This is a genomic window from Photobacterium kasasachensis, from assembly GCF_050336885.1.
GTDB classification, from domain to species: domain Bacteria; phylum Pseudomonadota; class Gammaproteobacteria; order Enterobacterales; family Vibrionaceae; genus Photobacterium; species Photobacterium kasasachensis.
Window position 1 is genome coordinate 111,235 of the sequence record NZ_JAKJSH010000013.1, and the last position, 18,891, is coordinate 130,125.

The window sequence follows — 18,891 nt, forward strand, 5'->3', positions numbered from 1 at the left end:
ACCTCGGTAGTTCTTTATCTTTCCGCGGGAATCAACGTTGCTTCATAAAAGCCACCGCCAGCCCTGATGACACAAATGCCACCCCTGCCCCGATATTCAACCCAGATACTAATTTAGGCCGACTTCTTAGCCAGCTAGCAAGCCTTGACGAGAAAACCCCCATCAAACTGAATCCAACGGCGGTCAATAAGGCAAACCAAGCACCGTATGCCAGCATTTGAAGAGAAACCGAACCTAGGTTCGGATTAACAAACTGCGGAATAAATGCCAGTACGAACATTCCCGGTTTGGGGTTTAGTGCCGCAGATAGAAACCCGGTAGTAAAGATAGTTTTCAAAGACTGCTTCTTTGCCGGCTCAAGAGAGAACAGGTTTCTTGCTCTCAGCACCTTGATACCAAGCCATATCAAATAAGCCGCACCAATAAACTTCACTACATAGAAAGCAATCGTCGACGTCTGAATCAATAACGTCAAACCGAATGTGGCAGCAACCACATGGAACAAAATACCACCACCCGATGACATGCCGGAGACAACAGCAGCAATCTTGCCTTGACTTAGCCCTCGTCCAATCGCCAATAAGTTATCCGGTCCCGGTGATATCACCAGCAGCATGCAGGCCACCGTATAAGCAATCCATATATCCAATGGAAACATAACACCTCCTTGTTAATGTTGATTACAATGTAACCCAGTGTCCCTTCAAATAAAAAACATAAAAGCTGTTTTAACTAACGTGCCGCACGCTGCTACAATAGCGCAGTTAAAACTATTGGCAGAGAAAAATGCAACAAGATCAATTTGAAACCCTAGTGAAAGCACTGTGCGAGAAAGAGAACCTGCCTCAGGTTCTTGAGGCACTAAAAGCAAGTGAAGAACAGGAAATTGCGGAAGCGGCAGCTTCGCTGGCAGGCCAGTTCAAGCTTGCCGAGATCGAGGGAGAAAAACGCATCTACCACGTCTCGATGCAGGAAAACGATGAAGGCGAAGAGCAGGAATACGCTGAGTGGATCATGAATGACGGCGATGACGTGATTAAATTTGTCGCCTGGTTCTTCTTCGATATGTTCGACATCAAACAGAAAGATGTCTATCAAGCTGCCGGCCGTACCTATCAGCAGCCGAAGAGAACATAACGCTCTCTTCTACTCTTAAAAATAAGCCAGTTTAATTGCTGGCTTTTTGTTTGACTCTTTCAACACCATTTCAACCGTTCACCAAAGCGCGTATTTTGTAGGCATAAAACAACACCATAACGACCTCTCCTTGGTTTCGCCAACTTTATCTGTGATAATTCTACTTCACCAATTTTTCAAATGGCTCCCCATGAAACTACTAGTAAGAAACCTTGCCCGCACTACCACTGAAGATGAACTTAAAGCGTTGTTTGCAGAACACGGCGTTGTAGAGTCCTGCAACCTAGTGCTAGATCAGGAAACAGGTAAGTCTAAAGGTTTTGGTTTTGTTGAAATGCCAGACATTGACGAAGCCGCTACGGCAATTTCCGCTCTAAACGGTACAAAAATCGCGAAAAGCAAAGTTCGCGTGAAAGCCGCAGAGTAACCCTCACGCTTAACTATGCTGAAGAGCTAAAGGTCAGAACAGAACACTTCTGGCCTTTTGAACAACTACCTTCCAGACGTCACATGCTTACGATATTCCCTTGGCGAACAGCCATGATACTGGCGAAACCGGTGAGTAAAGTTGTAAGGGTCCGGATAACCCAGACGCTGAGCAATCATACCAATCGACCAGCTTTCATAGTGAAGCAAGTCCGTCGCTTTTTCCATTCTCAACGCAATCAGTCTTTGCTGGGTCGAACATCCGTAGAGCTGTTTACAAATCCGGTTTAACTGCTCGACGCTGATATAGCTTTGCTCGGCAATCCCCTTCACCGTCCATGGATGATGTAGCTGAGACTCCACCTCATTAAATACGCTTTGCACTCTCAGTACAGAATTTGACGGGGCATTTGATACCGAGCCTAAAAGGAGCCTCGACAGCTCGCTGGCAAACAGCTTCCGAAAACTGGAACGGCCACCAATCTCGGAGTGAAACAAACTCATTAGCGACCATATCTGCTCGCAGAGATACGACGGCTCGACTCTTTGCCCACCTTCAATCAAAGGTTGCCATTTGTCGGTGCTCTGCAATAGCACCCAGGCCATCTTCCAGTTAATACCGGGATCGGCCAGTTCGAAACGAAAAGGAAGGTTAGCAGGCAATACCGTCAGGGAATTCGCTTCTATTTCCATAACAGAATTTTCAGTGATTAAACGCCCCCGGCCTTCGAGCGTAAACAGCAATGTATGTATCGACGTCCCTACCCGCTCCACATGATAGCCTTCAGACAACTCGGCAAGCCCTGCCATGAAAAACTGACTGTCAGCCAATTCAGGCAGTTCAGACTGAGTCAAAAAACGTTCTTTGCAGGCATCAGCCAGATACACCTCATCTTGCCAGCTCGATTTTGGCTCAGGCATAGGAATGACAGATCCGCACAGGTTTTCTGATTTTTCTAACATGTCGCTCACTTCAATGCTCTTATATATTTGCCCCGTACTTTGAGGGCACGCTTATGACTACAAATCTAGCAACACATTCATCTCTGCCTGAGGCATTGTTTTCACGCGTCGCGAAACTGGCTTTCCCAGTTGCAGTTCAAAGCGCCTTGGTTTCCATACTGGCACTTGCGGATGTCCTCATGGTCAGCGACTTCGGCCAGGAAGCCACTGCTGCTGTCGGCATCGCCTCAAAATGGCATTTTGTCGCCATCATGATCATGGCCGGTCTTTCTACGGCAAACGGCGTACTGGTCTCGCAATACTGGGGCCGAGACGACAGAGTGCATGCCAAGACGGTCACTCTCCAGTCGCTTAAGTTCGGTGCAGTGATTATGGTACCTGTCACGCTCGTCATTACGATATTTGCACAACAAATCATGCGATTGCAAACTAATGATATGTTGGTAATTAGCCAGGGGGTGGCGTACCTGTGGTACAGCTTTCCGGTACTGATCCTGACACACATGGTTATCACCGCCGAATCCAGCTTACGCTCAAGTGGCGATACCCTGCTACCACTGATCCTCGGTGCGATCACCATTATCCTGAACATTGGTCTTAACTTCGTCTTGATTAAAGGCGGATTCGGCATTCCTGCCATGGGCGTTGCCGGTGCAGCACTAGCGACCACTATTGCACGTCTTGTACAGGTACTGATGATTTGGGGTGTATTGAAATATCGCCAACACTGGCTATTCACCAGCCGTGCAATCCCTAAGCACCAAACGCTTTGGATGACTTACAAAAAGCTGGCTATTCCGAACTCGCTCAATATGCTGCTTTGGGCGCTGGGAACACTCACGTATCAGATGGTCTTCGGACACATGGGCACTACCGAACTGGCTGTCTTCAGTATGCTGGCACCCTTCGAGTCACTGTGCTATTCGATGTTCTTTGGGGTTTCGGTCGCCTGCTCTGTTTTGATGGGCCAATCCCTTGGTCGCAACGAGTTTGATACAGCCCTGGCCATGACGAAGTTCTTTCTCAAGTTTGTCATTTTGCTCGGCATCGCACTTGGGCTGCTGCTTTTCATGCAACGAGATTTGATTCTCGGTTGGCTAAGCCTGAATACGGATAACTTCTATCCCTATGCCCTGCCAGCGATTTCAGTCATGTGCTTTGCCATATGGGTAAAAATGCTCAATATGATCATCATAAACGGAATTCTGCGGGCCGGAGGCGAGAACTTGTTCTGCTTGAGAATGGATTTTATCGCGATGTGGATGGTAGGTATCCCGCTTACCGCCTATGGCGCATTCATCGGCGAGTGGGGTTTTGGTTGGGTATACCTGGCAATGCTGAGTGAAGAGTTCGTCAAACTGTCGCTCTGCTTCCACCGCTATTTACAACGTCGCTGGATGAACAATCTGACTTTGCAAACAACATAAACATACAGAATGAAGTCACAGCTAAACTATTTCTAACTATTATTTAATAGATTCTTGTCATGAACATCGGTTATTAAACCAAACTTGGCACAGCTGTATTAGCACAAATACAGCTTACCTTTGATGTTACGTCAGGCCAGCCGGAGGAAATGTATGAGGTACAAAATTGTCTGTGATAAACACGAGTTTGAGTTTGAAAAGAAGATAAACGATCTTCTCGAACAGGGCTGGGAACTACATGGCGAAATTGTTGTCAATCTCGTTAATACAGGCGAGAACTTAGCCTGCTGGTATACCCAGTCGATGGTAAAACACAATTGAAGCCAGCGGCTGCAATACTGTTACTGTTCAATAACATTTTGCAGCCGCCCTCAAAAGGGATGCTATGTCAGTTTACACCCTGATTCTGGAATACGATGGTGCGACGTACATGTCGCAGGTTGAAGCCAAAAACGAAAAGGCCGCTTTGAATATCTGGTCTGATGAACTGGATGTGTGTGCTATCGATGGCTTCCCGCTAGTTGATGCCGAACAGGTACTTGCAGGGCTAGAACAGCAAGCCCCGACACCTGTTCAAAAACTGACAAATGTCTGGAACCTATCCTTTGCTGTAGGCCACGATGTCGCCGTACTTCATCTCATCAAAACTGAACTTCAGCTTGACAGCTAGCCTGCGGGTGACTGTCTGCCGATACACCCAGACGCTGCCTCAGATATGCATGTGCATCATCGGAAATATCACTGCCATACGGTATCCGCTTCAGGTTATTGGCCGCTATCATCGTCGAGCCTGAACCGAAAAATGGGTCAACGACAATGTCTCCCTCTGAACTGCTCTGTTCAATCAAGGTTTCGATCAATGGTACCGGCTTCTCGGTTGGATAACCTCGGTATACACGCTTTTCTTCCAGAATATCCGGGATCCCAAGGTTATTGAGCTTCCTCTTGCCCTTCTCAAAAAACAGGATGAACTCGTACCTCGCCCGGTAGTGGTACCCCATTCCTATCGCCACCTTGTCCCAGACAATCGGCTTCCAGAACTTAAAGCCCACCTGCTCGGCTATCGGTTTTATATAAAACATGGTTTCCTGATCGCAGAACAGGTAAAAGTGACTATTTTTCTTTAGCACTCTGTAAACCTGCTCGAGAAAGACTTCGAATCTTTGATTGGGGAAAATAGAAAACCATTGATTGCTCGATCCTTTGCTTTTTTTCAAACGCGTCGTGGTTCCTACGGCACGGTGTTTCTCCAACGACTCATACGGTGGATCAGTGATCAGCAAGTCAACGCTTCCATCTGGCAACGTGGACAACCACTCCACAGCATCTTGTTTAAATAATTGCATTAATAACCTAAATTTGAACACTTTATACGGATAGAACAGGCAATGCAGGCAAAGCCATTCGGTACTCTGGGCATACATGCAGGTACCGCAGACATTGTTTAATAATTCGCGGGCAGATTCCCGGACAGTGTTGTACCAAATCTTTCGGGAGATGGACAGCAAAACAACAGCTAGATGCCGGTCACTCCAAAGACCTCACGCAACAGATACCCAGTAAAGAAAGCCAATGCCGCAGCCGTTCCCCCATTTAGCAGGGTACGCATACCGGAAAGAAAATATGGCTGATCAAACAGCAGACTTTTTAGGCTACCAATCATGAAGAACATGATTGCCGCCAAAGCGGTGCTAATCGCGAACTGCTGGTTCATAGACAGTGATGTCGCCAGGAATGGCAACAAAGGCATGGTACCGATAAGGATGAACGCAACAAACGTTGCCCAGGCAGAACCAAATGGGTCGGGATCAGCCTGGTGATGGATCCCGTGCTCTTCAATCAGCATGGTATCGACCCAAAGCTTGCGGTCTTCACAAATGATAGCGACGATTTTTTCGAGCAGCTCCCCTTCGAAACCTTTATTGATGAAGATTTGCCGTATCTCTTCTCGCTCCCCTTCGGGAATAATATCAATATGCTCCTCTTCCATCTCGCGTAGACTCTGGGTGTATTCCTGCTTGGCTTTGTTCGATTCATATGCACTTACCGCCATGCTAAAGCCATCGGCAATCAGGTTGGCGAACCCCAGAATCAAGGCAACCGAAGCAGGGAAACCAGCCCCAACCGCAGCAGCAACAACAGCGAACGTTGTGACGCACCCGTCAATACCCCCGAGCACCGCATCGGATATGTTTTGGGACTTAGGCGCTTGTTGTAAACGCTTTCTTATCACATCAGGATCATGTGCCCGAGCTAATTCTTCAATACTGGCTTTCTTCATAACAAGAACTCTATGGCTTGCAACATTCGGCGTTATACCGACTGTTGTTGGTAATCGTAGTTGAAAATTACAATTGAGCCTTTTTTGACACTTTATATATCTGCAGAGAGATATCAGTGATAGAGAACTGTATAAATGTCGAGCGCTATATTCACATGCGCTATTTAACTCCATCGGAAAACTATAGAAAGGTGAAAATATCTGTCATTTTATTGATCTACCCACCAAAAATTTTGCAGATTTTGTTTAGAGTAGTGTCTCTTCATTCAGATAGGAAAGACTCTGATGACAACAATCAACCAAGATAGATTGATCCAACACTTCATTGATCTTATTAAGATCGACAGTGAATCTCGAAATGAAAAAGCCATTGCCGAGACCCTTGCAGAGCAGCTAGGTCAAATCGGTTTTCAGGTAAGCAAACTACCTGTTCCCGCTGATATTTCCAATGGCTTCAACATCTACGCCAAACTTCCTGGGAAACTAGACGGAAGCGTGTTGCTAAGCAGTCATATGGATACCGTTACTCCTGGCAATGGCATCGAGCCGGTTATCAATGACGGTATCATCAGCTCTAAAGGTGACACTATTCTTGGTGGTGATGACAAGTCTGGCATCGCAGCCATTATGGAAGCGGTTCGCTGCATTCTTGCCAACGATGTTCCGCACAAAACTATCGAGCTTGCATTCACCGTATATGAAGAAGGTGGTCTGCACGGTTCGAAAAACTTCGACATGTCTTATGTTGAATCTGAGCAAGCAATTGTTCTGGATTCAGGCGGTGCTATCGGCACTATCATTACCGTTGCGCCGGGTCAGCAGAACCTGAAAATCAACATCACAGGTAAACCAGCCCACGCCGGTCTGGCACCTGAAGAAGGTATCAATGCGCTAACCGTAGCCGCGGATGCTATCAATCAGATGAAACTGTCTCGTATCGACAGCGAAACGACAGCGAACATTGGTGTTGTTAAAGGCGGACAAGCAACCAACATTGTCATGCCTGAACTGTACATTGAAGCAGAAGCCCGCTCTCTTGATGATGACAAACTAGCTGCACAAGTGGATCACATGGTTAGCACATTCAATGCAGCTGCCGAGAAACACGGTGCTGAAATCAACATTGAGTCAACACGTGCCTACGATGCTTACCGTATCGACGACAACGACCCGCATGTTGCTGCTATCAGAGCTGCCTTCGAAGCAAACGGCGTTGAGCCAAAAACACAGCCAACCGGTGGCGGTAGCGATGCCAACATCTTCAATGGCAAAGGCCTTAAGACTGTCAACCTTTCAACAGGTATGGCGAAGGTTCACACCACTGAAGAATACATCAAGATCACCGATATGGTTGCTATTACTGAGTTTATGTATACCTACCTAACTAAGTAATCGCTGTTGTGAGATCTTAATCGAAGCCGGAGCTATGTCTCCGGCTTCTTTTTACTGAGCTCATTACCCAAAAACTAGTTGCTTTGACAGTAGCTAGAGAATTCAAGAAAGACTGTTAACAAGGTAGTCGATAAATGTCCTTGTCTTATAGGGTGCGACAGCTTTACTTGGGTAAACGACATACAGCTCAGTCGCCCAGGTGTAGTCACTGATTAAGCTCACTAGCTCGCCGTTTGCCAGGTACTTCTCTGCCAAAAAATCTAATGCACAAGCAACACCTACCCCTTGTCTGGCCATTTCGACTAACAACGATTCAGAGTCTGAACGAATTTTAGACTTCAGGTTAACTGACTCATAAGAATTATCATCGACATGAAACTTCCATTTATCCTTAGTTAAACAGCTTCGATAATTCATACAGGTATGATCATTCAGATCTGCTGGAGTCTCCGGTTTACCATGCTTTTCAAGATAAGATGGTGAGGCGACAACAAATGTTTTTATTTCTTTTACTTTCCTACATTTAAAGCTGCTATCCGGAAGTTCACCAATATGGAATGCAAGGTCAATATTGTCTCCGACCAAGTCATCCAATGTATAACCATAGGTAACTTCTAGCTCGACGCTAGGATATGAAATCATAAACTCACTGAGAATTCGCATAAGACGGAGATCATGCTCTAGTACGATAGGAAGACGAACTCTTAAGGTGCCCCCAACAGTTTCATTCTTCTGGCTTAACGTATCATGACACCGGTGCAAATCATCGATGATCTTGGAATACTGTTCATATAGGTACCTGCCCTCATCTGTAAGAGAGAGGGTTCGTGTCGTTCTTTGAATCAGCGTGCATTGAAGCTCTTTTTCAAGCTGTTGAACCTGTTTACTGATAACAGACTTCGACAACACAAGCTCATCGGCAGCTAAAGTGAACGAATTATTTTTAACAACAGTATGAAATGTAATCAGTAAATTTAGGTTAATATTTTTCATTGGTCACCTCAGCTTCATTATAAACCAATCAATAACGATTTCCCTGAAGCTCATCGAGTCTTTGTTCTCCTATAGAAATAAATAATTTCCTCAAAAGAACAATATAAAGAGAGAGCAACAAATAAAATTAACTTTTTAAGTCAATGACATAAAAACTATTCAAGAACACAGATCCCGTTATTGTTTTTCTCCAGAAAAACTCATTCCGTTTATCTTCGTTTTTCTCTTTGGCCTGTTTGCACATTATGAATAAAACAGTAATGAGGAAAGAACATGTATCAGAACAACAACGCTACTCAAGACAAACCTTCTCATGATATTGCAGACATCCGTTTAGCACCCGAAGGTACAAAAAGAATCAAATGGGCAAAATCACATATGCCTATAATGAGCAGCCTTATCGAACGTCTTGAAGAAGATAAGCCATTTAAGGGGCTGACCATTGGGATCTGTCTTCATGTTGAAGCGAAAACAGGCGTATGGATGGAAGCTTTAACCAAAGGTGGCGCAACAGTTGCTCTGACGGGGTCTCCAGGCTCAACCCAAGACGAGACGGCTGCCGCCTTGGTTAAAGACTACGGCGTACATGTTTTCTCCCACCGAGAAGAAACCTTTGCGGATCATATCGCTTACTGCAAAGAAGTATTGAGCTTCAACCCGGATATCATCGCAGATAACGGGGCTGATCTTCACGAACTTATCTTTACGGATCGTAACTTCTCTCATTTGCAATCTACCCTGCTTGGTGCCACAGAAGAGACAACGACTGGCGCCAATCGCTTAAGAGAAGACTTTAATTCAGATAAGTGGAGCACGTTGATCATTAATGACACCCTATCTAAGCGAATCATTGAAAATCGCTTTGGTGTCGGCTCATCCGTTGTCGACGGAATCATGCGAGCCACTAACGTCATGCTTCATGGCAAGAAGGTGGTTGTCATTGGGTATGGTTACTGTGGATCCGGCACTGCCCAGCGCCTTCGAGGTATGGGGGCACATGTCACCGTTGTGGAAAGCAATGCCCTGACTCGGCTCGAAGCACATATGGAAGGCTTCTATACATCAACATTAGAAAAAGCGTTGCCGGATGCCGACATGGTCATCACCATTACAGGCCGAGACAACGTATTAAGAAAAGAGCACTTCGAACTGATGCGCGATAAAACCATTATCGCCAACGCCGGGCATTTCCAGAGAGAAATAAATACCCATGAACTAGAAACTATGAGTTCAACCCAAGAACGTATCCGGCCACATGTGACGTCCTATCAAATAGGTGAAAACCAGAAACAGTTATTCCTGCTTTCTGATGCCAACCTGGTCAACCTTTCAGCCGGAGACGGTAATCCAATAGAAATTATGGACCTTGGCTTGGCACTGCAAACATTAAGCTTGGAAAGAATAGCCCTGGATGCCAAATCACTAACTAAAATTCCCCAGCCCGTTCCTTATGATATTGAAATGATGGTCGCCGAGCTTTCCTGCGAGCATTGGATCAATCATTAATTCCAACCACCCTACACAGATAAAGCGGCCAATGGCCGCTTATAAAGACAAGGAATTAAATCATGCAATTTATATTTAGCTTGCTTGGTATGGTAGCACTGCTTGCTATCGCATACGGATTTTCATTAGAACGAAAAGCCATTAAGTTCAGAGTTGTTTTAGGCGCTTTTCTTATCCAATTTTTAATTGGTGCCTTTGTCCTGTTTGTTCCTATCGGAAAAGATATTCTTCAATACGTTTCAACCGGTGTAAACGCCGTACTGGGTTTTTCCAAGGACGGTATCGACTTTTTATTTGGCGGTTTGGCTGACAATAAAATGTTTGAAGTCTTTGGTGGCGTCGGTTTTATTTTCGCGATTAGAGTATTGCCCGTTATTGTCTTCTTCTCAGCATTAGTTGCAGTTCTCTACTACCTCGGAGTCATGCAGATCTTTATCCGCGTACTGGGTGGTGGATTACAGCGCGTATTAGGTACAAGTAAATTTGAATCCATGTCTGCAACGGCAAATATCTTTGTCGGCCAAACAGAAGCCCCTCTTGTTATCGCTCCTTTTATCAAAAACCTGACTCGCTCTGAACTCTTTGCCGTTATGTGTGGTGGCCTGGCTTCTATTGCTGGCACGGTATTGGGTGGTTTTGCCGCCATGGGCGTTAACATGGAATATCTCATTGCCGCCTCTTTCATGGCTGCACCTGGCGGGCTTTTGTTTGCGAAGATACTGCTTCCAGAAACCGAAGACATGAAAGCATTAGAGTCATCTCGGCATGATAAAGGCAAAGGTTCACTTACCGTCAAAAAGCCAAGCAATGTTATTGATGCAGCAGCAGAAGGCGCATCTAACGGGGTCGCCCTCGCAATCAATGTTGGCGGCATGCTACTGGCTTTTATCGCATTAATTGCCCTGCTAAACGGGATTCTTGGCCTGTTTGGAGGAATGGTTGGCTTGCCTTCATTGTCTTTAGAGATGATCTTAGGATACCTCTTTTCTCCGTTGGCCATGATCATCGGTATTCCTTTCGATGAAGCCATGACAGCGGCCACCTTTATAGGTCAAAAACTCGTCCTAAATGAATTCGTAGCTTACGTTAACTTTACCGACTTCTTAGCAGGCAATACGCTGTCAGATAGATCAACAGCCATTATTACGTTTGCATTATGCGGGTTTGCCAACTTCTCTGCCGCAGCCATGCTGCTTGGCGGTTTAGGTGCGATGGCCAAAGAACGTCGCTCAGAGATTTCGCAACTTTGCCTGTATGCCATTCTGGCGGGAACACTATCAAATATGATGAGTGCAACGATTGCTGGATTCTTTTTGCTGTTCTAACTCTTCCGAGCCATCAAAGTAAAACAGAAGTAAGACTCAGAATGCTGATAAATTCTGAGTCTTACGTTTACAAAGATGCTCCATGAATATCAAAACAAGGCAAAATGGCTATCTAATAATCAGAAATCATCTCAATAGTTGTATTAGATGCTCATCGTTAAAATCACTAAGGCTTCTAAGCTTCAAGTCAGCAACAGTAAATTTATCATGATGAAACTCATCAGGATGAGGCACAGCGACAGCTTTAATATTGGCACGCTTGGCCGCAACGATACCTGAATGGGAGTCTTCAAAAGCGACACAACGCCTTGCCTCTACTGCCAATTTTTTAAGGGTGGAAAGGTATACATCAGGGGCTGGCTTACCTTGCTCTACATCATCAGCAGAGGAAATCGCATCAAAGTAATGGGCAATACCTAACTTATTTAGGATGACAGGGATCAGCTGATATGGTGAATTCGTTGATAACCCAATCTTAAAGCCTTTTTCTTTTAAAAACTCAAGAAGGCTTGTAACCCCATCTAATTCATCACCTTGTTCGCGCACGAGTACTTCAACTCTGTCAACGACAGCTGCTTCAACCTCTTCCAGACTCTTCCCTTCCCATGGGTTTCGCGAAAACCAGAACTCAGTCACTGCGCGAGTTGTCATTGTCGCTGTCTGCTCAGCCAAATTGTCTGTGACTTGCACCCCGACGGATGAAAAAACCTGCCTCTCAGCTTCCTTCCACAAAGGTTCTGACTCGATCAGCAACCCATCCATATCGAAGATAACTGCATATGTCATGATTTGCTCTCTTTACGATAGTTTCAGGCGTTGAATAAGCGTTTCTTCATCCAACTGATACAAGGCATCCAACAGGTTTAGCTGTAAGCTTCCGGGCCCTTTCGACTGTTCTGCGGCAATTTCACCGGCTACACCTAAAATCGCCGTAGCCGCCAACCCAGTATCTTCACCAACAGCGGCAAAAGCCCCTACGATGGCTGACAAAGTACACCCCATTCCCGTTACATAGGGCATCATTGCGTGTCCATTGCGCAACTGGGTTTGCCCTTTTGAGGTCACAACAAAATCTGTAGAACCCGATATGACAACACTACACTGATAAGCTTCCACTAAGTGTTGAGCGGCGCCAACAGCAGCCTCGCTCTCATCAAGCGCATCAACACCTTTGCTTTGGCCTCTTTCTCCAGCTAAAGCAATAATTTCAGAGGCATTACCACGAATAATCAACTTATTGGCTAGTTGCGCAATTTGACGTGAAGCTTCTGTTCGCAACTTACTCGCGCCACACCCTACCGGATCAAGTACGACACATTTACCACTGATATTTGCCTGTTCTACAGCAAACAGCATGCGAGGTTTCCACTGGCTATCTAAGGTGCCAATGTTAATCACCAAAGCACCTGAAAAAGACATCATTTCTGACATTTCTTCACGTGAGTGTGCCATGATTGGAGACGCGCCAATAGCAAGCAAGGCATTGGCACTATTATTCATCACGACATAGTTTGTGATATTCACCACTAATGGCTTTTTCTGCCTAACTGCATCCAAGGCAGTAACAATAGGTTGGATACGGGTTTCTGTATTTTCAATTGCGGTAGGATTTGGCATTCAAGCTCCTAAAACCGGTGCACAGGAACTTGATCTAGCCAAAAATCTAAGACGAGTGAAGATCACACCTCTCATGACAAGACATATAGTTCCCTACGCCAGTGTTAACTGAATCAGGTTCAACGGGTCTCGCGTGATGCGATCTCAGCCTTCCGGCCCCCCGACTATGTGCCGGATAATAACACAAAAAGCTTCAATTGATAGAGTTATTCACAGTGAGTTCATTGAGCCAACTGACTATTCGTTTATAGTGAGTTCCCTTCCAATATATTTTCTTGCATCCCTGGCATTCAAAGAATTCCGCAAATAGCTCCAATGCATTTTCTGGAACACGTCCATTTAGTTGGATCTTGTCAATGCATTCAAACTCACCATTGCAATAAGAACAGCGGGTAAACGGCTTCAAACTATTTTCCAGTTGAAGACGTTGGAGCACTTCTCTTACTTGCCTATCAGCATTATCACTTCTCACCCAATAACCATGAGTAACAGCACTATATTTGAATATGCCTTTATCTCGAGTAAGAATAATGCGTTTTTCATGAAGAGAAATATCAACGATCTCACTATCTTCAAATTTATTGTTATATAAAGTATCAAAGCCCAGCAGCCGTAATTTGAGTGCCAGTTTTCCCAAATTAACGTCAACAATAAACTTAGTATCCCGCAGCGGTTTAGGACGAAGGTGGGTTAAAGGCTGAATATCTAACAATTCAAACACCGGATAGACAGATATTCTCTCACCACCTGTTAACTTGTAGTCAAAGGAAACTGAAACACCATCGACCAATATCAAGTCAATTTCCGTATGCGGTACCCCTATCGCCTCTATGGCATCTTTAACCGATGGCTTACCCGTATAAGTATGTGAAAACAATACCTTGTGTCGCTGTTTTGGCAAGAAGTCATTGAGCTCTTCGTAGAAACGAAAGTAAGACGTTCGAGATATTGGTGCGTGCTGGTCATCCATAGAATAGAACACAATTGCAGTCATTCAGACTATTCAATCGTAGGCTAGCCTAAGACGTTGGGCAAGAAAGCTTCGATGGCGGAAAAAACTAAAACAAATAGACGACAAGACAGCCTGCAAGAGACGGCAACCCTGATATAAACATCTTCAAACCAAAATGATAGTTTTCCCTGTACTGCTTATGCTTGTCTGCTTTAGCATCATAACCAGACACCATAGACTGAGTTTTATTTTCAGCCCTATCGAGATCATAATTTTTGCTTGCCTTGCCACCATCCCACGCTAAGCCAGCCACTCCCCACAACACTATGCAGATATAAAACAAGTAATCCGTCGGATGATTTATAGAAAACTGAGCGATAGATTGACTTAATAACCAAACACTCAATGTCGCCATAATATTAGCAACCACCACAAACCTAATCAGCCTTAGCATTGGCATTCAACTCCATTGAATTTTATAGAACCCTTATAACACCCATAACTTACGTGAATCAATCATATCCAAAATCTTTATCTTCCTCATAAAAGTGGACTAGTTTTCCATTCAGGAAAATACAGTTGTCCCACAGGCAAATCGCTATTCGGCACTCGCCACACTAGGATATCGATACCTTGATAACGCGGTAGAAAAAACCCATGAAAAAAATTTTGTTTTGTTGCTTCTCTCTGGTGCTGATGTATCCATTAGGGATTGATCTTTATTTAGTCGGTCTGCCGCAAATTGCGACCAGCTTACAAGCTACTGAAGCAGATCTTCATGCCGCCTTCTCCATCTACCTTATTGGAATGGCATCGACCATGATCTTTGGCGGACTGCTTGCGGACAAATGTGGCCGAAAACCAGTCGCTATCTTGAGCGCTATCATTTTTACCTTAGCCTCCTGGTGGACAATGCAGGCAACAAACCCACTTCAGTTCTTCATCGGACGTTTTGGTCAGGGAATAGGCTCGGGGTTTGCCTACGTGGTTGCCTTTGCCATTCTTCGTGATGTTCTGGATGATGACAAACGCGCTAAAGTGCTGTCTATGATAAATGGCATTACTTGCATTATCCCGGTGCTTGCGCCAGTTATCGGCCACCTTATTCTGCTTGTTTCCCCCTGGCCGATTTTGTTTATGGTGATGATGATTACTGCTGTCCTTATTGGCCTGGCATGCTGCTTCGCCCTTACAGAAACCCGCTCGGTCAGCCACCATGAATCAGATTCTGTACCATGGCAAAAGTTCCGGTCTCGCTTTTTCCTGAGCCGACTGTTTATCCTGAGCTTGAGCGTGTCGGCCATCCTGACATATGTGAATACCTCGCCTATGCTGATGATGGACATCATGGGTTTCTCAACCGGGCAATACTCTATGGCTATGGCACTACTGGCTGTGGTGAGTATGACAACCGCATTCCTGACGCCCAAAATGCTTGTATTGTTAGGGCAACATCGCGTAATGGTTGCTTCTCAGTGTTTATTCCTTCTATCAGGCATACAGCTGATCATTACCGGAATAATCAGCAACCCTTTACTATTTTTAACTGGCTTTGCTTTTATCTGTTCCGGGTTCTCGCTAGGTTTTGGAACAACCACCAGCCAGGCGTTAAAACCGTTCGATACTCATGCTGGTTTAGCCAGTTCTGTGTTGGGGATTAGCCAAATCACCGTTTCGGCCTCCTATATCTGGTTTATGGGCTGGCTTGGTGTAAGTGCATTGAATATGCTGACTATTTTGCTATTTGTAACCAGCCTAGGTAACCTTGCAGCGCTGCTCACCTCACGTTCACCGAAAACAGCAGTGGTCACTCAGGCTGTCACTTCAGACAACGTGGCTTAATTCAGGAATTATTATCAATGAGCAAACCTCTTCACCGGCTCGATCTCAACTTATTGATCACGATGCAGGTACTGTTACAAGAGCGCAGCGTGACCAAAACCGCCAAGAAGCTCAATGTAACGCCTTCAGCCGTGAGCAAGGCACTTGGAAAACTTCGTGACTGGTTCGATGATCCTCTGTTCATACGCGAGCCTCACGGGCTACAACCGACCCCGCTTTCCCTGAGTATGGAAGAAGAGCTCGCAGAATGGTTCCAGCTCGCCTCGCAATTATCGACCAAACGGGGAACCGCGACACCGCGAGGCGTGAACTTCCAGCTAATGATGGAGGCACCTCTGCACATGCTGGTTTTGGGTAGCTTGCCTCAGCTAATCTCCGGGCAATACCCTGATTCAACGATACGGATCCTCGACTGGGATTATGACTCTCTTGAGGCCATCATCAATGGAGAGGCCGATATTGGCTTTTGCGGTAGAGAAACTCACCATCGTTCGCAAGAGACACTGGCGCTACTGCCCTATTACATTGACTATGAAGTCCTGTTTGAAGATCGGCCAATGGTGTTTATTCGCGATGATCATCCGGTCTTGCAGCAAGAATGGAATATCGACGCCTTCCTTGCCTATTCGCATATCAACATTATCTGGGAAGCCAGAGAGCGCTGGGCGTTGGATGAAGTATTGGCAGGGCTGGGAAAAGAGCGTCAAATTGCGCTATCGGTTTCAAACTTTGATCAATCTTTGTTTATGGCGGCGCAGCCAGGGCATGAAATGTTCACAACTGCACCGGGATATTGCCAACGCTTTGCTACGCAGCGCTATCCGCATCTGGTCGCTCTGCCAATTCCAATTTCAGAGCAGGCCTACGAAGAGCTCGCGATTCCTTTTACGCTTATGTGGCACAAGCGAAATGCCTATAACCCGAAAATAGCCTGGTTGCGTTCTGTGATCAAAGAGTTGGTGGAAAACAACAAATAATGACAGGCAGCGCCAAACGCTGCCTGTCACTTAAGAAAAAGTAGTTTTACTCGCCGTAAATATCAAAGTTAAAATACTTCGATGCGATTTTATCGTAGGTACCGTTTTCACGAATGCTTTTGATAGCTTGGTTAAATTTGGCTGCAAGTTTCTTGTCTTTTAATCGCAATGCCAGCGCCGTTCCTTCTCCAATATAAGCCTTGTCGGTAACGGCTTCGCCGGTGAAAGCAAACCCTTGACCTCGTTCTTTCTCGAGGAAGGCCAGCGCCAGTTGATCAGAATTACCAAACACCGCATCCAATCTGCCGCTTTGCAGATCAAGGTACACTTCATCCTGTCCGGTATAGCGACGAATCGTCGCAACATCACCAAACTTGTCCGTTGCGTAGCGGTCATGAATAGTACCTAGCTGGACGCCGATACTTTTACCTTTCAAACCGGCTTTGTCGATCTTGATCCCAGATGTTTTGCCTGTCACAAAACGTGCTGGTGTCTGATAATATTTATCGGTGAACAATACCCTCTTTTTTCGCTCTTCGGTGATCCGCATCGAGGCCATAATGACATCAGACTTACGGGCCAGCAACGAAGGGATCAGCCCGTCCCAGCTCTGGGTTACCCACTCACATTTAAGCTGCGCCTCGGCACAAAGTGCATCAGCAATTTCAATATCGAACCCCTGAGGTGTACCAGAGGCATCCTTGTAATTAAATGGCGGATAGGTAAAGTCCGACGCCAGTCGTACCGGTTTCTGCTGCGCCGCCTGCGCAGAGCCAAAAGTTGCCGCAGCCAGCACAACTCCCAAACATCCCAAGCTGATCACTTTCTTCATAACAAAATCCTTTTTAGTTATATTCTTTTAACGCATTTAAGGTTTCGAGCATACTGCTTTTTGAACCAATCGAAATCCGAACACAGTTTGCCAGTGCCGGCTCATGAGCCTGATTGCGCGTCACTATGCCTTTGCTAAGCAAATAGCTATACATACACTCTTCACCATTGAAACGAATCAAAACAAAATTCGTTGCCGATGCATAAACCGTATCGACGATGGCAAGCTTTTGCACTTCTTCGGCAAACCACTCCCGGGTTGAAATCAGCTCATCGGACTGAGCTCGCATCTGTTGTATTCCTTCACTATCCAAAGCCCGCAGAGCGATTTCCGCCACTGGATCGGCAATTGGATAGGGAGCAATCAATCTTGAGATATATTCCATCACACTGCTATCGGCCAGCAAGAAACCACATCGGATTGCAGCAAGACCAAAGGCTTTCGACAAGGTTCGGATCACCACTAGATGGGGATATTGCTCAATCAGATTTACCACGCTGGTATCAGGTGCAAACTCTATATAGGCCTCGTCGACAACAACTAGGGTCGACTCCTTTCCAGCTTCAAGCAAGGCAATGATATCGGCTTGATTAATCACATTTCCGGTCGGGTTATTGGGCGAACAAAGGAACAAAATCTTGGTATCGGCTAACTGCGTAGTTATCGCAGGCATATCTAGCTGGAAGTCAGCTAACAACGGCGCTTTTACCGCCTCAACTGCAATCGACTCGGCGCAAAACTCATACATCGCATAAGTCGGCGGGCAAATCATGATCTTGTCGGTCCCGGGCTGACAAAACGTTCTGATCATCAGATCAATGGCTTCATCTGCGCCGCGAACAGCTACTGCCTCGCAGTTCAATCTCTCACCCATTCCTCGGCAATATTCCAGGTAGGCACTGGCCAGATCATGGGGCAGGAAATCAGGATAACGATGATACTCACCATCTTCTGAGCCATAACGACAACTCGTTTCAAGCTCATTGGCATTCAGCCACAAATGCCCACTCCCGCCGATTCTTCGCGCAGACTGGTAAGGTATGAGCTTTTCTACTGTCTCTGGTACCAAGCGCGATGCTAACGATTTCACTGACAACCTCCAGACGCTGAATGTTTCACAATATAAAAAGACCAATTCTGAATTTGTATGCAACTTATAAGAATTAATTGTCTTTTGCTCTTCTTGTTTTGATTATATGCAGAGCCAACTTGAAATCTGAA

Annotated in this window: 21 protein-coding genes and 1 riboswitch; of the genes, 10 read left to right on the forward strand and 11 right to left on the reverse strand. The window is 45.6% G+C overall.

Annotated features, from left to right (window positions below; translation table 11 throughout):
- Nucleotides 1-31 precede the first annotated feature (31 nt).
- A complete protein-coding gene (locus L4D19_RS18545) occupies nucleotides 32-658 on the reverse strand; it encodes a LysE family translocator (RefSeq protein ID WP_428453703.1) in 627 nt (208 codons plus the stop codon).
- A gap of 128 nt (nucleotides 659-786) precedes the next feature.
- Between L4D19_RS18545 and L4D19_RS18550 the strand changes: the two genes are divergently transcribed.
- Both L4D19_RS18550 and L4D19_RS18555 read left to right on the forward strand, forming a co-directional pair.
- A complete protein-coding gene (locus tag L4D19_RS18550; protein WP_160649159.1) occupies nucleotides 787-1,137 on the forward strand; it encodes a hypothetical protein in 351 nt (116 codons plus the stop codon).
- A gap of 190 nt (nucleotides 1,138-1,327) precedes the next feature.
- Nucleotides 1,328-1,564 (forward strand): RNA recognition motif domain-containing protein, encoded by a 237-nt coding sequence (locus L4D19_RS18555; RefSeq protein ID WP_075767626.1) that lies wholly within the window; start codon nucleotides 1,328-1,330, stop codon nucleotides 1,562-1,564.
- Nucleotides 1,565-1,629: 65 nt separating this feature from the next.
- Here the strand turns inward: L4D19_RS18555 and L4D19_RS18560 are convergent, their stop codons facing one another.
- Nucleotides 1,630-2,526 carry an AraC family transcriptional regulator gene (locus tag L4D19_RS18560; protein ID WP_428453704.1) on the reverse strand — a complete coding sequence of 299 codons (897 nt, stop codon included), beginning with the start codon at nucleotides 2,524-2,526 and terminating at the stop codon, nucleotides 1,630-1,632.
- 53 nt (nucleotides 2,527-2,579) lie between these two features.
- On the opposite strand from L4D19_RS18560, the gene L4D19_RS18565 reads away from it, so the two are divergent.
- The 3 genes from L4D19_RS18565 to L4D19_RS18575 all read left to right on the forward strand — a co-directional run bounded on the left by L4D19_RS18565 (nucleotide 2,580) and on the right by L4D19_RS18575 (nucleotide 4,623).
- Nucleotides 2,580-3,953, forward strand: a complete 1,374-nt coding sequence (locus L4D19_RS18565; RefSeq protein ID WP_428453705.1) for an MATE family efflux transporter — start codon at nucleotides 2,580-2,582, stop codon at nucleotides 3,951-3,953.
- Between the two features lie 153 nt (nucleotides 3,954-4,106).
- Entirely contained in the window at nucleotides 4,107-4,274 is a 168-nt protein-coding gene (locus tag L4D19_RS18570) for a DUF1737 domain-containing protein (protein ID WP_428453706.1), read from the forward strand.
- Nucleotides 4,275-4,338: 64 nt separating this feature from the next.
- A complete protein-coding gene (locus L4D19_RS18575; RefSeq protein WP_428453707.1) occupies nucleotides 4,339-4,623 on the forward strand; it encodes a hypothetical protein in 285 nt (94 codons plus the stop codon).
- Here the strand turns inward: L4D19_RS18575 and L4D19_RS18580 are convergent.
- Nucleotides 4,595-5,299 (reverse strand): DNA-methyltransferase, encoded by a 705-nt coding sequence (locus L4D19_RS18580; protein ID WP_428453708.1) that lies wholly within the window; start codon nucleotides 5,297-5,299, stop codon nucleotides 4,595-4,597. The genes L4D19_RS18575 and L4D19_RS18580 overlap by 29 nt on opposite strands.
- A gap of 170 nt (nucleotides 5,300-5,469) precedes the next feature.
- Nucleotides 5,470-6,234, reverse strand: a complete 765-nt coding sequence (locus tag L4D19_RS18585) for a VIT1/CCC1 transporter family protein (protein WP_428453709.1) — start codon at nucleotides 6,232-6,234, stop codon at nucleotides 5,470-5,472.
- A 285-nt stretch (nucleotides 6,235-6,519) separates the two neighbouring features.
- Here L4D19_RS18585 and L4D19_RS18590 point away from each other — a divergent pair, with 285 nt between their 5' ends.
- The gene (locus tag L4D19_RS18590; protein ID WP_428453710.1) at nucleotides 6,520-7,626 is read left to right on the forward strand and encodes a M20/M25/M40 family metallo-hydrolase; all 1,107 of its coding nucleotides are present in this window, start codon (nucleotides 6,520-6,522) and stop codon (nucleotides 7,624-7,626) included.
- A 102-nt stretch (nucleotides 7,627-7,728) separates the two neighbouring features.
- Here the strand turns inward: L4D19_RS18590 and L4D19_RS18595 are convergent, their stop codons facing one another.
- Nucleotides 7,729-8,619, reverse strand: coding sequence for a LysR family transcriptional regulator (locus L4D19_RS18595; protein WP_428453711.1), 891 nt, complete (start codon nucleotides 8,617-8,619; stop codon nucleotides 7,729-7,731).
- A gap of 273 nt (nucleotides 8,620-8,892) precedes the next feature.
- Between L4D19_RS18595 and L4D19_RS18600 the strand changes: the two genes are divergently transcribed.
- Both L4D19_RS18600 and L4D19_RS18605 read left to right on the forward strand, forming a co-directional pair.
- Nucleotides 8,893-10,125: an adenosylhomocysteinase gene (locus L4D19_RS18600; protein WP_428453712.1), complete on the forward strand. Its 1,233-nt coding sequence runs from the start codon at nucleotides 8,893-8,895 to the stop codon at nucleotides 10,123-10,125.
- A 62-nt stretch (nucleotides 10,126-10,187) separates the two neighbouring features.
- The gene (locus tag L4D19_RS18605; protein WP_428453713.1) at nucleotides 10,188-11,450 is read left to right on the forward strand and encodes a NupC/NupG family nucleoside CNT transporter; all 1,263 of its coding nucleotides are present in this window, start codon (nucleotides 10,188-10,190) and stop codon (nucleotides 11,448-11,450) included.
- Nucleotides 11,451-11,576: 126 nt separating this feature from the next.
- Here the strand turns inward: L4D19_RS18605 and hxpB are convergent, their stop codons facing one another.
- The 4 genes from hxpB to L4D19_RS18625 form a co-directional block, all read right to left on the reverse strand.
- Nucleotides 11,577-12,236 carry a hexitol phosphatase HxpB gene (gene hxpB, locus L4D19_RS18610; RefSeq protein WP_428453714.1) on the reverse strand — a complete coding sequence of 220 codons (660 nt, stop codon included), beginning with the start codon at nucleotides 12,234-12,236 and terminating at the stop codon, nucleotides 11,577-11,579.
- A gap of 12 nt (nucleotides 12,237-12,248) precedes the next feature.
- Nucleotides 12,249-13,067 (reverse strand): hydroxyethylthiazole kinase, encoded by an 819-nt coding sequence (gene thiM, locus L4D19_RS18615; protein ID WP_428453715.1) that lies wholly within the window; start codon nucleotides 13,065-13,067, stop codon nucleotides 12,249-12,251.
- Nucleotides 13,068-13,140: 73 nt separating this feature from the next.
- Nucleotides 13,141-13,240, reverse strand: a riboswitch (TPP riboswitch).
- A gap of 20 nt (nucleotides 13,241-13,260) precedes the next feature.
- Nucleotides 13,261-14,061: a Mut7-C RNAse domain-containing protein gene (locus tag L4D19_RS18620; protein ID WP_428453716.1), complete on the reverse strand. Its 801-nt coding sequence runs from the start codon at nucleotides 14,059-14,061 to the stop codon at nucleotides 13,261-13,263.
- A 64-nt stretch (nucleotides 14,062-14,125) separates the two neighbouring features.
- A complete protein-coding gene (locus tag L4D19_RS18625; protein WP_428453717.1) occupies nucleotides 14,126-14,473 on the reverse strand; it encodes a hypothetical protein in 348 nt (115 codons plus the stop codon).
- Nucleotides 14,474-14,676: 203 nt separating this feature from the next.
- Here L4D19_RS18625 and L4D19_RS18630 point away from each other — a divergent pair, with 203 nt between their 5' ends.
- Nucleotides 14,677-15,861, forward strand: coding sequence for an MFS transporter (locus tag L4D19_RS18630; RefSeq protein ID WP_428453718.1), 1,185 nt, complete (start codon nucleotides 14,677-14,679; stop codon nucleotides 15,859-15,861).
- A 17-nt stretch (nucleotides 15,862-15,878) separates the two neighbouring features.
- Nucleotides 15,879-16,838: an HTH-type transcriptional regulator YidZ gene (gene yidZ / locus L4D19_RS18635; protein WP_428453719.1), complete on the forward strand. Its 960-nt coding sequence runs from the start codon at nucleotides 15,879-15,881 to the stop codon at nucleotides 16,836-16,838.
- A gap of 46 nt (nucleotides 16,839-16,884) precedes the next feature.
- Here yidZ and L4D19_RS18640 read toward each other — a convergent pair whose 3' ends face one another.
- Both L4D19_RS18640 and hisC read right to left on the reverse strand, forming a co-directional pair.
- Nucleotides 16,885-17,670, reverse strand: coding sequence for an ABC transporter substrate-binding protein (locus tag L4D19_RS18640; protein ID WP_428453720.1), 786 nt, complete (start codon nucleotides 17,668-17,670; stop codon nucleotides 16,885-16,887).
- A 13-nt stretch (nucleotides 17,671-17,683) separates the two neighbouring features.
- Complete coding sequence (gene hisC / locus L4D19_RS18645; RefSeq protein ID WP_428453721.1) at nucleotides 17,684-18,760, reverse strand: histidinol-phosphate transaminase; 1,077 nt, start codon at nucleotides 18,758-18,760, stop codon at nucleotides 17,684-17,686.
- Nucleotides 18,761-18,891: the final 131 nt, after the last annotated feature.